The sequence below is a fragment of the Achromobacter mucicolens genome (genome assembly GCF_029866465.1).
GTDB lineage: Bacteria > Pseudomonadota > Gammaproteobacteria > Burkholderiales > Burkholderiaceae_B > Achromobacter > Achromobacter mucicolens.
On record NZ_CP123364.1, the window covers coordinates 4961404 to 4977055 of the forward strand.

At 66.6% G+C, this 15652-nt stretch carries 13 protein-coding genes; 5 read left to right on the forward strand and 8 right to left on the reverse strand.

The features are described from left to right. Positions 1 to 29: 29 nt before the first annotated feature. On the forward strand, positions 30 to 2132 hold the full coding sequence (locus QEP15_RS22570; protein ID WP_280148103.1) for a TonB-dependent receptor family protein: 2103 nt from the start codon (positions 30 to 32) through the stop codon (positions 2130 to 2132). A 12-nt stretch (positions 2133 to 2144) separates the two neighbouring features. On the opposite strand, the gene QEP15_RS22575 is transcribed toward QEP15_RS22570, so the two are convergent. From QEP15_RS22575 to QEP15_RS22595, 5 genes are all read right to left on the reverse strand, one after another. Next, positions 2145 to 4502 (reverse strand): TonB-dependent siderophore receptor, encoded by a 2358-nt coding sequence (locus QEP15_RS22575; RefSeq protein WP_425285991.1) that lies wholly within the window; start codon positions 4500 to 4502, stop codon positions 2145 to 2147. A gap of 250 nt (positions 4503 to 4752) precedes the next feature. After that, a complete protein-coding gene (locus QEP15_RS22580) occupies positions 4753 to 5745 on the reverse strand; it encodes a FecR domain-containing protein (RefSeq protein ID WP_152382684.1) in 993 nt (330 codons plus the stop codon). Continuing rightward, complete coding sequence (locus tag QEP15_RS22585) at positions 5742 to 6305, reverse strand: sigma-70 family RNA polymerase sigma factor (RefSeq protein WP_371825581.1); 564 nt, start codon at positions 6303 to 6305, stop codon at positions 5742 to 5744. The genes QEP15_RS22580 and QEP15_RS22585 overlap by 4 nt, the downstream gene beginning before the upstream one ends. A gap of 131 nt (positions 6306 to 6436) precedes the next feature. Further along, a complete protein-coding gene (locus tag QEP15_RS22590) occupies positions 6437 to 7351 on the reverse strand; it encodes a beta-keto acid cleavage family enzyme (protein WP_152382686.1) in 915 nt (304 codons plus the stop codon). A gap of 9 nt (positions 7352 to 7360) precedes the next feature. Further along, positions 7361 to 8578, reverse strand: a complete 1218-nt coding sequence (locus QEP15_RS22595; RefSeq protein WP_280148944.1) for an ABC transporter substrate-binding protein — start codon at positions 8576 to 8578, stop codon at positions 7361 to 7363. A 147-nt stretch (positions 8579 to 8725) separates the two neighbouring features. On the opposite strand from QEP15_RS22595, the gene QEP15_RS22600 reads away from it, so the two are divergent. Together QEP15_RS22600 and QEP15_RS22605 are read left to right on the forward strand one after the other, a co-directional pair. Further along, positions 8726 to 9478, forward strand: coding sequence for a Crp/Fnr family transcriptional regulator (locus tag QEP15_RS22600; RefSeq protein WP_280148105.1), 753 nt, complete (start codon positions 8726 to 8728; stop codon positions 9476 to 9478). Positions 9479 to 9724: 246 nt separating this feature from the next. Then, positions 9725 to 10687, forward strand: coding sequence for a tripartite tricarboxylate transporter substrate binding protein (locus QEP15_RS22605; protein ID WP_062839900.1), 963 nt, complete (start codon positions 9725 to 9727; stop codon positions 10685 to 10687). Positions 10688 to 10783: 96 nt separating this feature from the next. Here QEP15_RS22605 and QEP15_RS22610 read toward each other — a convergent pair whose 3' ends face one another. Then, positions 10784 to 11581, reverse strand: coding sequence for a flavin reductase family protein (locus tag QEP15_RS22610; protein WP_063954000.1), 798 nt, complete (start codon positions 11579 to 11581; stop codon positions 10784 to 10786). A gap of 11 nt (positions 11582 to 11592) precedes the next feature. Continuing rightward, on the reverse strand, positions 11593 to 12657 hold the full coding sequence (locus tag QEP15_RS22615; RefSeq protein ID WP_063954001.1) for an LLM class flavin-dependent oxidoreductase: 1065 nt from the start codon (positions 12655 to 12657) through the stop codon (positions 11593 to 11595). A 108-nt stretch (positions 12658 to 12765) separates the two neighbouring features. On the opposite strand from QEP15_RS22615, the gene QEP15_RS22620 reads away from it, so the two are divergent. Then, the gene (locus tag QEP15_RS22620) at positions 12766 to 13707 is read left to right on the forward strand and encodes a LysR family transcriptional regulator (RefSeq protein ID WP_056325002.1); all 942 of its coding nucleotides are present in this window, start codon (positions 12766 to 12768) and stop codon (positions 13705 to 13707) included. A 14-nt stretch (positions 13708 to 13721) separates the two neighbouring features. Here the strand turns inward: QEP15_RS22620 and QEP15_RS22625 are convergent, their stop codons facing one another. After that, the gene (locus tag QEP15_RS22625) at positions 13722 to 14606 is read right to left on the reverse strand and encodes an SMP-30/gluconolactonase/LRE family protein (RefSeq protein ID WP_280148106.1); all 885 of its coding nucleotides are present in this window, start codon (positions 14604 to 14606) and stop codon (positions 13722 to 13724) included. 274 nt (positions 14607 to 14880) lie between these two features. Here QEP15_RS22625 and QEP15_RS22630 point away from each other — a divergent pair, with 274 nt between their 5' ends. Then, a complete protein-coding gene (locus QEP15_RS22630; RefSeq protein WP_280148107.1) occupies positions 14881 to 15651 on the forward strand; it encodes an enoyl-CoA hydratase/isomerase family protein in 771 nt (256 codons plus the stop codon). The last annotated feature ends 1 nt before the right edge of the window (position 15652 follow it).

Consider the following 15652-nt stretch of genomic DNA (forward strand, 5'->3'; position numbering starts at 1 on the left):
CCAGGCCCGTTCTTCGTGGAAACCTTCTGATGTCTACCCCTGTCCTGCGCCAGCTCGCCTCCACTCTCACCCTGGGCGCCCTCGGGCTATCCGCCGCCCTGGCGCAGGAGGCGCCGTCGCTGGCCCCCGTCGTCGTGTCGGGCGCCGCCGTTGCAAACGCCCTTGAACCCAGCGTGCAGCGCACGCAAGCCGAATTGCAGGCCGTGCCCGGCGGCACCAACCTGATCCAGCCGCAGCAAGCGGTGCGCCTGATCACGCTGCGCGATGCGCTGGACTACCAGCCCGGCGTGATCGTGCAGGAATTCTTCGGCGGCCTGGACCAGCCGCGCCTGAACATCCGCGGCTCCGGCATCCAGAGCAACCCGCTGTCGCGCGGCATCCTGCTGATGCAGGACGGCCTGCCCCTGAACGACGCGGACGGCTCGTTCATCATCAGCCTGCTTGAACCGCGCAACGCCGGCCTCATCAGCGTGCGGCGCGGCGCCAACGCGCTGGCCCCCGGCGCCAGCACGCTGGGCGGCGAGGTGGACTTCCAGTCGCTCACCGGCACGCAGGGCGACTTCATCCGGCTGGGCGGCGGCAGCTTTGGCATGCGCAACGTCACGCTGGCCAAGGGCTTTCAGGACGAACGGTTCGACGGCCGCTTCGCCTTCGGCTACGACAAGTCGGACGGTTACCGCCATCACTCGTCGTCCGAGCGCACCAGCTTTCAGGGCAACGTGGGATTTCGCCGCGGTCTCTTCGAGAACCGCACCTATCTTTCATACACCGACCTGAAGTTCGACATCCCCCAGCCCATCCCGAAGGCGCGCATGCTTGAAGACCCGCGCAGCGTGCTGGGCGACGGCAACTCGCCGCAGGACATCGCCAACAACGTCTACAACCGCGATCCGCATCGCAACACCAACCAGTTTCGCCTGGCCAACCGCAGCTTCTGGGGCACCGAGGCCTTGAACCAGGCGGCGGGCGTTTACTGGCAGCACACCAACGACGACTTCACCAATCCCCAGGTCGCCAACGTGACCGACAGCGACACCTATGGCATCGCCTGGCAACTGAACGGCAAGGTCGGCACGGTGGACTACCGCGCGGGGCTGGACTGGCAGCGCAGCAACATGGACCGCGACCTGTACGCGATCCGGCCGTCCGACGGCCAGCGCCTGCAACGCTTCGGCAACTACGACCTGCGCGCCGAGAATCGCAGCGCGATGGTCGGCCTGGACTGGCATCTGACCCCGCAGTTCAGCGTGGTCGGCGACGTGAAATACACCGTCGCCGTGCGGGACGCGCACGAACGCAACAGCGGCAAGACGCTGGATCAGGACTGGCGTTACGCCACTCCGAAGATGGGCGTCATCTGGCAGCCGGCCGCATCCCAGCGCTGGTACGCCAACGTCAGCCGCAGCAACGAGGTGCCGACCTTCTGGGAAATCGTCAATGGCGAAGTCGCCGCGCCGATGAATCCGGCAACCGCCAGCACGTCCATGAGCAAGCTGGACCTGCAGCGCGCGCTGACGTATGAAATCGGCGGGGATGGCGCCTTCTCGGTCGCCGGCCGCGACCAGCACTGGAGCGTGTCGCTGTACCGCAGCAACGTCGAGGACGAGCTGATGTCCGTCACCAACGAAAACGGCACGCCGGCCGGCACCTACAACTACAACGGCCGCACGCGCCACCAGGGCATCGAAGCCGGGCTCTACGGCACCCTGCCCTCGCCCGGCGAAGGCATGTTCGACTACCGCATCGCGTACACGCTCAGCGACTTCCGCTTCCGCAATGGCCAATACCAGGGCAACCGCATCGCCGGCGTGCCGCGCCACTTGCTCAGCGCCGAAGTGATGTACCGCATTGGCGGCTGGCGCTTCGGCCCCAACGTGCGCTGGCTGATGAGCGACACCGAAACCAACCATGCCAACGCGCCCGGCACGCAGCAGGACGCTTACGCACTGCTCGGCTTCAAGATCGCCTACGAGCACGACGCGCACTGGAGCGGCTACGTCACCGCCGACAACCTCACCGACAAGACCTACGCCAGCAGCTACGCCATCCGCAACACCGCCACGCCCGCGATGCCCATCTTCCTGCCGGGCAACGGCCGCGCATTCAGCGCGGGCGTGGCGTACAAGTTCTGATGCGGGCCTGACTCAGAACTCCGTGCTGACGGACAACAGCACCGTCAGCGGCGCGCCGACCGTCAGGCCTTCGCGCGCCGCCGACTGCCAGTAGTTCTTGTTCAGCACGTTCTCGACCATCGCGCGGATGACCACGGGCTTGCCGTTGGCGTTGAAGGCATAACGCGCGCCCACGTCGAACCGCGTCCAGCCCGGGATCTCCTGCGTGTTGGCGACGTCGACGATCTGCGAGCTGGTGCGCAGCATCCGCGCCGTCAGCGTGAGGCCCGGCACGAACGGCGTGTCCCATTCGGCCGACGCGTTGAACTGCAGGCGCGGTACGGCGGGCGCGCGGTTGCCGTCGTTCACGCCGCCTTCCGTGCGCGTCAGGCGCGCATCCGTGTAGGCCACGCCGCCCAGCAGCCGCACGCCGCGGGCCGGCTCGCCCTGCACCAGGAATTCCAGGCCGCGATTGCGCTGCTTGCCGTCGGACACGTAGCGCAGGGAGGCCGGATCCAGGTAGCTGCTGGGGCGCTCGATCTGGAACGCGCTGAGGGTGGTTTCGAACTGGCCGAAGTCGTACTTGGCGCCCACTTCGAACTGCTTGGAGATTTCCGGCGCAAACACTTCGCCGGCGTTGACGGCCCCTTGGGGCGCGGTCCCGCCCTGGCTCAGCCCTTCGATGTAGTTGCCGTACAGCGACAGGCGCTCGGTGGGCTTGACGGTCAGCGCAAACGCCGGCGTGACGGCGGACTCGTTGTAGTTCGACGTCTGGCGGCCGCTCATCGCGTTGAAGTTGGTGGATTCCACGCGCTGGTGCCGCACACCCGCAATGAACTGCACGCGGTCGTCGGCCAGGGAGATCGTATCGGCCAGCGCAATGCTGTACAGCCGCGAGTCGCTGACACGGGGCAGATCCGACGGACGCGCGATGTTCGGTTTGGCAAGGTCGACGGGGTTGTAGATGTTGGAGAACACCGTGCTGGACCGGATCCGCGCCGCCGAATAGTCGATGTCCAGCACGCTGGCGCTCAGCGCCGGCTCATGCTTGAGCGGGCCGGTCTGCACGCGGCCGCGCACGCCCACCTCGCCCGTCTTGCTGATCAGCGACTCGTTCAGGCGGGCCGGCACCGCGCCGATGTCGCCCGCTTCGTTCAGCATGAGCCAGCTGGTCTGCATGCTTTCAAAATCATGCTTGCGCGCGCCCACCGCGCCGTAGACGGTCCAATCGGGCGACACGTCGTACTCGGCGCGCAGCGCGCCCGACCATTCCTTGGTTTTCCAGTAGGTCCACGACGGAAAGAAATTGCGGCGCGCGTCCGGCGCCCGGCCGATATCGACGCCGGAAGGCGGCGGGAACAGGAGGCCGCTGCGCGCATCGGTGGTGCGGTTCTGGTAGTTGATGTCGCCTTCCAGGCGCAGGCGCTCGCCCTGGTAGTCCAGGCCCAGCGCCACCGCGCCCAGGTCTTCCTTGGACCCGTCCATCGGCAGGTCGCCGCCGCTGCCCGCCACGTTCAGGCGCACGCCCCACTCCTGGCTCTCGCCATAGCGGCGCGACAGGTCGGCGTGCGCGCCGAACTGGCTGTCGCTGATGTAGGACACGGTAAAGCGGTTCAGCGGATCGGCGCCCGCGCGCTTGGGCACGAGGTTGATGGAACCGCCCACCGATCCATACGGCGCCATGCCGTTCAGCAGCGCGTTGGGGCCGCGCAGCACTTCCACCCGCTCCACGCCGATCAGCGAGCTCGAATTGCGCGGCGACACGCCGTACAAGCCGTTGAACGATACGTCGTAGTTGAACAGCGTGAACCCGCGGATGTTGAACTCGTCGCGCCCTGCGCCGCGCGAATACGTGTTGCGTACGGTCGGGTCATTGACCAGCACGTCGCCGATGTTCTGCGCCTGCTGGTCCTCGATCAGTTTGGCGGTGTACTGCGTCGCGCTGAACGGCGTGCTCATGTCGTCGCGGTCGCCCAAGAGGCCCAGGCGCCCGCCCCGCGCCACCTGGCCGCCGGCGTAGACGGGCGGCAGGCCGCTGTACAGGCTTGACGCCGTCACGGTCACCGGTTCCAGCGTCGTGGCCTGCGCGGCGGGCAAGAGGCTCAGCCGGTACTGGTTCGGCGCCTCGCGCGTGGCGCGCAGTCCCGTCCCGGCCAGCGCCCGGTCCAGGGCCTCGTGGCTGGTATAGCGGCCCCGCACGCCATTGCTCTGGCGGTCGGCCACCAGCGACGGCTGGGCGGCCAACAGAATGCCGGACTCGTTCGCCAGCCGCGTCAGCACCTGGTTCAGCGGCGCGGGCGCAATGTCGAAGGTGAAGAGATCGGCCACGCCAGCCGCGGCGGGCGCCGCCTGCGCGTGGGCGGGCGGGCCCCAGAGGGCGGCCATGGCCATCGCCAGGGCCAGCGGCAGGCCCCAGGACGGGATTCGCCCGCAGCGGCGGGCCAGGGCGCGCGCGCGGGTCACGGGGAAGGCCGCGGCGGGGCAGGAATGACGGTGGGACATGACGGGACCAGTGCTCTCGTGCGTAGGGTTCGGGAAGTCAGAGCGGCGCGCCGGCCCCGCGGATGGCAGGGCGCGAGCGTCTCTTACTCTCCTTATTCGAACGAGCCGGCAAAACCCGGAACCGTTTCGCGGATTTTTTTCAGGCCCGCGCTTCGAGGCTGATCCACCAGGGCATCGTGCGGCGCACCTGGACCGGCAGCACCGAGGCCAGCATGTTCAGCGCGCGGTCCGTTTCGCGGATGGGATAGCTGCCAAAGACGTGCAGGCCGGCAACGTCAGGCGCCACGGCCAGGTGGCCGAAGTGATACCGGCGCAATTCGGCCACCACGTCGGCCAGCGGCGTGTCGTCGGCCACCAGCACGCCGCGCGTCCAGGCCTCGCGCGCCGGGTCCGCGGGCACGAACCCATCCAGCGCGTTCGCGGTGAACCTCGCCTGCTGCCCCGCCGCCACGATGCCGCTGGCGCGGCTGGCCGCCGTGTCGATCCGGACGGCCCCTTCATGCACGGCGACCACCACGCCATCGTCCTCGCCACGCACCGTGAAACGCGTGCCCAGCGCCTGCAGGCGCCCCTGGGCGGTGTCGACCACAAAGGGACGCAGGGAATCCTTGGCGGTATCGATCAGCAGTTCGCCGGCGACCAGCTGCAACCGGCGCAGCGTGGCGCCATAGTCGACATCGAACGCGCTGAGCGCCTTCAACCAGACCTGGGTGCCGTCCTCAAGGGCGATCTGCCGGGTTTCGCCCAGTCCCGCCCGATGGTCCGCGCCCCAGGTCGAGGCCACCAGCGGCAGCGGCGTCTGCCGCCACGCCGTCCATCCCAGCCCCGCCATGCCCAGCGCGCCCGCCATGCCCAGCAGCAGTTGCCGGCGCGCGCGCGGCCGGGCCGCCGCGGCTTGCCCGAACGCCGTCACGGCGGCGTCCCGGTCCGGACTGGATTGCAGGGGAGAAAAGCGGCGGCCGATACGTTCGACGTAACCCCAGGCTTCACGGTGTTCTGCCGCGCGGTCGATCCATTGCTGCCATTGCTGGCGTTCGGCGGCCGACGCATCGCCCGACCGCAGCAGCGCATACCATTCGGCGGCCTGCTCCATCGCGCGATGGGAGGGCTCGCGCGCTTGCGCGGCGGTCATGGGGCCGCCACCTGCGGCATCGACGGCTCGCCCGCCATCCCCGCCGCCAGCCGCGCTTCCAGCTTCATGCAGCTCAGCATGGCCTGCGCGACATACTTGCGGACCATACGCGAGGACACGCCCAGCACGTCGGCCACTTCCTGGTCGGTCATCTCGCACGCCACCGCCATCACGAAGGCGTGGGCGGTCTTGGGCGGCAGTCCGCGCAACATGGCGTCGATCTCGCCCAGCGCCTGCAGCACCATGGCCTGGTCTTCGGCCGACGACACCGTGGGTTCCGGCTGCGCCGCCAGGGCGTCCAGCCAGGCTTGCTCCAGGTCGCGGCGGCGCCACAGGTCGATGCACATGCCGTTGGCCATCCGGCGCAGATAGGTCCTGGCATGCCGGGCGTTGTCGAACTTGCACGGGCGCGTCAAAAGGCGCACGAACGCGTCGTGCGCCAGGTCGGCGGCATCGGCCGCATTGCCCAGGCGCCAGTTCACCCAGGCCAGCAGCCAGCCGTGATGATTGCCGTACAGGCTTTCGAAGTCCTGGGATGCCCCTTCCGATCCGCTCACGATCCCGCCCGCGACACCTTCCGCATTGACAATAATGCGAACGGTTATCAGTTAACAAAGCGCAGATTATGGACCGGGGCGGCGGGATTTGGCAACGGGTCCGCGGCCCTGCGCCGCACCGCCTGACGGTTGCGTCAAAGCGCGAACTCCGGGCGGATGCCGCTTTTCAGCGGCAGGCCCATGATTTCGCGCGCCTCGGCGGGCGTGGCCGGCTCCATGTCCATGTCGCGGATGATGCGCACGATGCGCTCGGTCAGCTGCACATTGGTGGCCAGCTCGCCGTGCCGGTAGTAGAGGTTGTCTTCCAGCCCGACGCGCGCGTGGCCGCCCAGCAGCAGCGCGCTGATGTTGGCCTCCAGTTGCGACGGCCCGATACCGCTTACGCAGAAGACGCTGTTCCTGGGCAGCAGGTCCACCATCATCTGCAGATGCCGCGGCGAAAACGGCATGGCGTTCTGGAAGTTGCGATGCACATTCATGACCAGGTTGATGAAGTGCGGGCCTTCGTCCAGGTCTTCATTGATGAGCGTGGTCACGTCCTGCAGGATATGCGTGGGACTGAACACCTCCCACTCGGGCTTGATGCCGCGCGCCTTCATGCCGGCCGCCAGCTCGCGCCCCTTGCTGAGCGGCGTGTTCATCAGGTATTCGCGGTCGCCGAACGCCAGGTTCAGCGTGGTGGCGTCCAGCGTGCACATCTCGGCGCCCGCATCCATGCCCTTCAGACGCTCCTCCCACAGGATCTCCCACGTGCCGGGCGACGTCTCGGCCACCATGTCGCCGTGCACGCCGCCGCCGGTGGAGTTGTTCAGGACGATGTCGCACCGCTCCCGGATGAGCTGGTTCATTTTCCGGTACACGCCGGCATCGCACGTCGCCAGGTCATCCGCGCGCCGCGCATGCAGCGCCACGACGCTTGCCCCGGCGTTGTAGCAGCGGTAGACATCATCCGCGATCTCCGCGGGCTGCGTCGGCAGGTGCGGATTCTGGCTCTTCAAGGCCATGCCCCCCGTCGGGGCGATGGTCACGATCACTTTGCGTTTGGCCATGCCGTTCTCCTAGGATTTCCACAGCGCGCAGCGGCTTTCTGACTGCTTCGTGAAGGCCTCGTTGCCGTCGATGGCCTGCACCACCGTGAAGTAATCCCAAGGCTCTTTCGACTGGTCCGGGCGCTTGACCTGCAGCAGGTACATGTCGTGCACGACGCGGCCATCGGGACGCACGACGCCGTCCTTGATGTAGATGTCGTTCAGCTTGTTCTCGCGCAGGTAAGCCAGCACCTTGTCCGCGTCGTCCGTGCCGGTGGCCTTGACCGCGCGCAGGTACTGCAACGCCGCCGAATAGTCGGCCGCCTGCAGGGACGACGGCATGGCCTGGCGGCGCTCGAAGAACTTGCGCGCCCAGGCGCGCGTTTCGTCCGACGCGTTCCAGTACCAGCTGTCGGTCAGGTACATGCCCTGCGCGGCCGGCAGGCCCATGGCGTGGATGTCGTTGATGAACATGATCATGCCCGCCAGCTTCATCGTCTTGGTGATGCCGAACTCGTTCGCGGCCTTGATCGAATTGGTCGCGTCCGCGCCGGCATTGGCCAGCGCCAGGATCTCCGCCTTGCTGCTTTGCGCCTGCAAGAGGAACGACGAGAAATCGCTGGCGGCCAGCGGATGCTTCACACTGCCCACGACCTTGCCGCCGCCCGCCTCGACGACCTTGGTGGTGTCGGCCTGCAACGCGTGTCCGAAGGCGTAGTCGGCCGTCAGGAAGTACCAGCGCTTGCCGCCCGTCTTGACCACCGCCGCGCCCGTACCCCGCGCCTGCGCCACGGTGTCGTACGCGTAGTTCAGCGTGTAGGGCGTGCACTGCTCGTTCGTCAGCGCGGGCGCGCCGGCGCCCACCACGATGATGGGTTTCTTCTTGTCGGCGGCCACCTTGGACATGGCCAGCGCCGTGCTGGAATTGGTGCCGCCGATCAGCATGTCCAGACCGCGCTGGTCGAACCATTCGCGCGCCTTGGCCGAGGCCACGTCGGCCTTGTTCTGGTGGTCTGCCGTCAACAGTTCGATCTTCTTTCCGTCGATCTGGCCGCCCATTTCCTCGATCGCCATCTTGATGGCTTCCGCGCCGCCGGGGCCGTCAGGGCCCGAGTAGACGCCGGACATGTCGGTAATGAATCCGATGCGGATCACGTCGTCCGACATTTGCGCCTGCGCGGCCGTGGCGGGCAGCAGCGTGGCGGACAGGGCGCCGGCGAGGGCGGTGGCGGACAGCAGGCGTGGCATTGACAACATACCGGTCTCCTCTTATGGTTTTTGGCCCGTAGGCGTCAAACATTCTGCGGTCCGGCTGCCCTTGCGGACAGTCATCACGTTGACAAAGAATCCTAGGGTTTACCTGGGCCGCATCCCACCTCCAGACAGGGAACGACCATGCGCGAACCGCCTGCCCTGGCGGGCAACGACGTGTCGAACGCAAGCCGCCGGCCGGCGCGCAGCGCGGTCGACAAGATGCTCGACGTGGTGCCCTGGTACAAGGGCCTGCCGGAACTCGAGCGCGACGTGGTGCGCGCCGAACTGCGAACGGTGTCCCTGGCGTCCGGCGAATACCTGTTTCGCGCGGGATCGCGGTCGCCCGGCTGGTATGGCGTGGTCGAAGGGCTGGTGAAGTGGTCGTCACCCGGCACCGACGGCCGCACGCTGTCGCTGGCCGGCTTCAGCACGGGCAGCTGGTTCGGCGAAGCCACCATGATCCGCCGCGAGCGCTTCGAATACGAAGTCGTTGCCCTGCGGCCCAGCCGTATCGTGATCCTGCCGCGCGACACCTGCGAACGCCTCTGGAACAACAACATCGAATTCACCAAGGCGCTGATGACGCACCTGGCGCAGCGGGTCAACTGGCTGATGGGCTGCTACACGGGCAACGTGCTGCTCGACGTCGACACCACCGTCGCGCGCGCCGTCGCCGCGCAGCTGGATGCCGAGGTCCATTCGGGAACGCAGGGCCGGCTGCGGATCTCGCAGGAAGAAATCGCCGGCCTGTGCGGCGTCTCGCGCCAGCGCTGCAACGCCGCGCTGACCCGGCTTGCGCGCGAGGGTGTCCTGCAAACGCATTACGGCGGATTGACGGTGCTGGACAAGGAGGCGCTGTACCGGTGCGCAAAGATCAGCCGCGATCCGGCATAATGCCGGTCACGCGCGCCGCCGCCGCAAGAAGACGATGCCGCCGCAAGCCGCAATATTGCTGGCTTCGCAGAACAGTTCTGCAGATCGATGGGGTAATCGCCCGGTCCGATAAAAATTATCATCGGCTATGAGACAACCCCAGGCCGGACACTGATTCCGGCCGACCCAGCCGCCAGCGTCAAAACACAAGAACCGGCCCGCGGAAGGCACGGTCCCGCATGGCGGCGGGAACCTGGAGAGAGACAGATGCGCAAGCTCACCCGCCGCGGCTTCATCGCGGCCGGCACCCTCATGATGTTCGCCCGTCCGTTGCGGGCCGCGGCCAAGCCCGTGACCCTGATCGTGCCCTATGCAGCGGGCGGCCCCAACGACAATTTCGCGCGCCTTCTGGCCGAAGGCATGGGCGCCGAACTGGGCATCAACTTCATCGTCGAGAACAAGCCCGGCGCCAACGGCATCATCGGCGCCTCGCAAGTTGCGCGCGCGCCCGCCGACGGCAGCATGCTGCTCATGGGCGGTTCCGGCCCCCTATCCCTGAACATCCTGCTGCGCCCCAGCCTGAACTACAGCTTCGACAGCTTCAAATCCGTCGCCATGATGTTCGACGGTCCGCTTACGATCACCGTGCCCGCGAAGATGGGCGTCAATTCACTGGCGGAACTGGTCGCCTATGCAAAACGCGAGAACCGCGCGCTTACCTACGGCTCGCTGGGCCCGGGCAGCGTCACCGACCTGTACGGGCTGATCATGTCCAAGACCCTGGGCATCCCGCTGACCGCCGTGCCTTACAAAAGCACGCCCACCAGCCTGATCGATCTCATCACCGGGCGCAACGATCTTTCCTACATGACGCCCATCGCCCTGGCCGACCACCAGAAGGCCGGCGCGGTGAAGATCCTGGCGCTGACCACCGACCAGCGCGATCCGGCGCTGCCGGAAGTGCCCTGCGTGACGGAACTGGGTTATCCCCAGCTCAAGGCCAGCTACTGGACCGCGCTGCATGCGCCCAAGGGCACCCCGGACGCGATCGTGCAGTCCTATTCGGCCGCCGCCATCAAGACCGTCCAATCCGAGAGCTTCCGCAAGCTGCTCGTGGCCAACGGCCAGACCGAGAAAGCCGGCGGCCCGCAGGCGCTGGAAGCCCAGCTGGAAGCCGACCGCCAGTACTGGGGCAAGGTCATCAAGGAAAACGGCATCGTCCTCGATTGAACCTGCGGGCGCTCGCGCAGCGCCCGCGCATCCTTGCCGCCATGCAAAAGCCCGCCAAATGGCGGGCTTGTCGTTCAGTCAAATGCGGTCATTGGTTCATTGCAGCTGCGCTGGCGCAATGCCGTGCGTGGCGGATTTGAAGTTGATCACCGGACGCGCCTCGCGGCAGGCCGTCCTGCGAATCTTGCCCACGATGAGATCGTGCGTGCCGAGCTTCTCGGTGCAGACGATGTCGCACTCGATGCTGGCCAGCGCATCGGGCAGCACGGGCGCGCCATGTTCGTTCATCACCCATCCACCCTGGGCGAACCGCGCCTTGCCCTGAGGATTCTTCATGAAGGCCTCGATCACCTCGCCGTGGCCTTCTCCCAGGATGTTGGCGACGAAACGGCCGTTGCGCAGCAGCGGCGCGTGCGCCGACGCGGTCTGCTGCACAAAGAACCCGACCATCGGCGGGTCGGCCGAGATCGACGTCAGGCTGGAGACGATCATGCCCGCCATGTCGTCGCCGTCACCCGTGCTGACGGCGCTGATGCCGGCCGGCAGCGACCGCATCGCCGCCTTGAAGTCATCCACCGACACCACCTCGTCGCATTCGTTGACCACCATGTGCGCGCGGATGTCGCCGCGTTCGTCGACCCATCCGTGCCGCGCCGCGTAGTCCACCATCTTCGAGAAGCTGGCTTCCCAGGCCGGATCGCCCGCGTGCTGCGACAGGAAGCGCAGCACGGACGGCGACAGCCGCACGTGCCGCTCGTCCTCGCGCCGGCCGATGCGCGCGATCGCGCGTTCCAGCCGATCCGCGGGCTGCGGGTCCGCCAAGACATCCAGACGGCCGAAATCGGCCGCGTCGCGCAGCGCAATGGCGCCGGCATTGCTCAGGTAGATACGCATGCTGCCCTCCTTCAGGCAAGGACGGTCGTGCTGCCGACTTCCTTGCGGATCGCGGGAATGATCTTGTCGCCCCAGAGTTCGATCTGCTTGAGCATCGTCTTCTGGTCGAAATCGCCAAGCTGCGTTTGCAGCGCAATGTGCTTCGGTCGCAGGATGCTGATCTCTTCGAGCATCTTGTCGATGACCTCGTTGACCGAACCCACCGGCAGGTTCTTGCGCAATTGCTCGAACGTCGGGTCCGTTTCCGAAGGCACTTCCTTGACCATGTAGCCGTCGTCGCTCTGCGCGCGGCGGAACTTCAGGCTTTCGGAAATGCGGCGCTGAAAGCGCGCGCAATCCAGATAGGCATCGATCTCGGCCTTGTTGTCCGACGCATAGCCACAGCGCAAAAAGCCGAACTTCACGTCGCGGTCCAGGTCCTTGCCGTTGTCCTCGGCCACCTTCTCCAGCCGCCCGCGCAGTTCCGCGATGGCGTCGTTGCCCTTGAGCAGCGCCGTCACGAACAGATTGTGGTTCTCGCGCACGCCGCGGCCAAGCGTCACCGGGTTGCCCGACGTGATCCACAGCGGCGGCATCGGATCCTGCACGCAGCGCACCGCGATCGAGCTGGGCGGAATCTTCAGGAACTTGCCGTCATGCTCGAAGATCTTTTGCGTCAGGCCCTTGGGAATGACGTCCAGGAACTCGTTGAAGATCGCACCTGACTCCTCGATCTGGACGCCGAAGCGCTCGAATTCGAATTGCTGGTACCCCGACCCAACGCCCAGGTCCAGCCGCCCATTGGACACCGTATCCACGAAGCCGACTTCCGCCAGAAAGCGCGCGGGGTGATACAGCGGCAGGATGCACACTGCCGTGCCCAGGCGTATCTGGCGCGTCTTGGCCGCGGCATGGGCCACCGTCATCAGCGGCGACGGCGACAGGGAATAGTTGTTGAAGTGATGCTCGGCGTACCACGCCGTGTTGAATCCGGCTTGCTCGGCCGCCACCGTCTGCTCGATGGAGTTGTTGATGACTTGCGCGGAGGACTGGTGGTAACCTCGTTGCTGCGCCAGAATGAATACGCCGAATTCCATTGTGTCTCCTCATTGATGCTTGAATCCTTGAGGAAATTCTAGAGGCCGGTAGTCATGGGCTGGAATACAAGAAAAGCGGCGTTCTGTGCTGCATAAAGTGGAGGAATGATGGACAGACTGCGCGCCATGGAGCTCTTTCTGTCGATCTCGAAGTCCGAGAGCTTCTCGGAAACCGCGCGCCAGTTCGGCATCTCTGCCACCTCGGTGTCGCGCATGATCACCGACTTCGAAAGCGAGCTCAACGTCAAGCTGCTGCTGCGGTCCACGCGGCAGGTCGTGCTGACCGAAGCGGGCCAGGAATACGCGCGCCAGCTCGAACCTATCCTCTGGAACATCAACGAGGCGCATCGCAACATCACCGAGATCCGCGCCGCGCCCAAAGGCGTGCTGCGCGTGCATTCACGCATGATGTTCGGTCTGGGCGTACTGCCGCAGCTGGTCGCGGCCTTTCGCGAGGCCTACCCCGAGATCCACATAGAACTCGTGCTGTCGGAAGCCAAGACGGATCTGCGGCGCAACAACTTCGACATCGATTTCCGCATCTCGCCGCCCGTCGAGGCCGGCCTGAAGCGGCGCATCCTGTTCAAGAGCGAACGCTATCTCGTCGCTTCGCCCGCGTATCTGGCCGATCGCAAGCCGCCCGAAACGCCGGCCGACATCGCCCAGCATGCGTGCCTGGCGTACCTGCTTCCTGGCGACCAGTACCTCTGGCGCTTCAAGCAGGGCGAGGTCATCGACGAAGTGCCGATCCAGCCAAGGCACGTCACCAACAATGGCGTGGCGTTGCTGGAGCTGGCCAGGCTGGGGGAAGGAATCGCGCTGCTGGACGATTACACCGTGCACCACGACATCGCGCGCGGCACGCTGGTGCGGCTGTGTCCGGACTACCGCGTCACCAACACCACCTTCGAAGAAGGCATGTACGCCACCATCCTGGACACGGCCATGATCCCCGTGAAGATCCGGCTGTTCCTGGACTTTGTCGCCTCGCACGTGTCGGGCGCCGAGCTGCGATTCGCCGCGTACGGCAAGCCGGCGGCCGACGCCTGACCCGGCGGTAAGCGTCAGGCGCCGGGCCGGATCGCGCAGCGCGGGCGCGGCGCGCCTGCGTAACCCGCGCCCCGGATGCGCAGCAGCGCGCCGTCCAGGGGGCCATTGGCCGACAGGCGTCCGCTGTCGCTGATGGACGTGACGTAGAGGTCGGTCAGGTCGTCCCCGCCAAAGCACAGCGACGCCGGGTGGGCGACCGGCACGTCGATGCGCCGGTCCAGTTTTCCGTCGCGGTCGAACCGGACGACGGCGCCCGCATGCACCAGCGCCGTCCAAAGCCCGCCGTCCCGATCAAAGCAGCAACCGTCCGGCGCCGATCCAAGCGCATCCGTGTTGGCAAACACCTCGCGGTCCGATAAGCCTGCCTGCGCATCCATGCGGTACCGGTAGATGGTGCGCGCCGCGCTGTCGCACACATGAAGGTGCGTGCCGTCCGGATGCAGGGCCGGGCCGTTGACCACGCCGATCCCCTGCGCGATCCGGGCAAGCGTGCCGCGCGTGTCCAGGCGATACAGTCCGCCCAGCGGCGCCTCGCCGGCCTCGCGGTAGATGTGCATGGTGCCCGCGACAAAGCTGCCGTCCGGCAGGGACGTGCCGTCATTGAGCCGCAGGTTGGGGTGGCTGATGCCGATATCGGCCAGCGTTCGCAGGCTGCCGTCCGCCGGCCGGAACAGCGCGAACGATTCCTTCAATGCCACGACCAGCTCGTCCTCGCCGTTGAAGGCAAATGACCCGAGCGGCGCGGGCAGCTGCCAGCTTTGCACGCGGCCCGAATCCGGCGTCACGGCCAGGATCAGCCCCTTACGGCAATCGGCCATCCACAGCTGCCCGCCCGCCGCGTCCCACACCGGGCATTCGCCCAATGCCGCACGCAGCGTTCCGATACGTTCGATCTGCATCTGCCTCCCTCTCTCCAACACGCGCGCTGGCGATGATTTTTCCTCATGGTATCGGCTGCGGGGAGCCCGGAATATGCGCCATTCCTGCAGAACACAACCACCGTTTTTGCCGTAGATCGAGCCCAGGCCCCTTCCTAAAATCAAAAAAAGTTCAGTGCCGGCAGGCGTGGACAGCAGACAAGACCGGTCATCAGACCCCGAGGAGACTGACGATGCAGCATGCCCACGGCGCCCGGCGCCCCGCTATGTGTTTCCAATCGAGCGAGGTGCCGGCATGAGCGACACCCCCGTCAAGTTCGAAGTCAATGAAGGCGTGGCGCTGGTCACGCTGAACAACGCGCCGGTCAATGCGCTCAATCGCGCCATGCGCCGCCGCATCGTGGCGATCTTCGACGAGATCTCCGAGCGCGACGACATCCGCTGCGCGGTGCTGACCGGCAGCGGCACGGTCTTTTGCGCCGGCGCCGACCTGAAGGACCGCCCCGACGCCGACATCGCCGGCGACTTTCTTGAACACAACCGCATCACCCGCGAAACCGGCAACGCCATCAAGGAATGCGCCAAACCGGTCATCGCCGCCGTCAACGGCGCGGCGCTCGGCGCGGGGCTGGGCCTGATGGCCGCCTGCGACATCATGTATGCGTCCGAGAACGCCACCTTCGGCATGCCCGAAATCAACGTCGGCCTGGCCGGCGGCGCGTCCATGCTGCGCACGCTTTTCGGGCGTTCGACGTTGCGCCGCATGTTCTTCACCGGCCAGCGCCTGACCGCGCACGACCTGCTTCGCCGCAACGTGCTGGAAGACGTGCTGCCTGCAGACCAGCTTCTGCCGGCCGCGCTGACGCTGGCGCACGAAATCGCCGCCAAGGCACCGCTGGCCGTGCTGTACGCCAAACGCGCCGCGAACATGGTCGACCTCATGCCGCAGCGCGACGCCTACCGCTTCGAGCAGGACTTCACCATGGCGCTGGCCAAAACGGAAGATGCGCGCGAAGCCCGCATGGCATTCCTGGAAAAGCGCCAGCCGCAATTCAAGGGACGTTGAG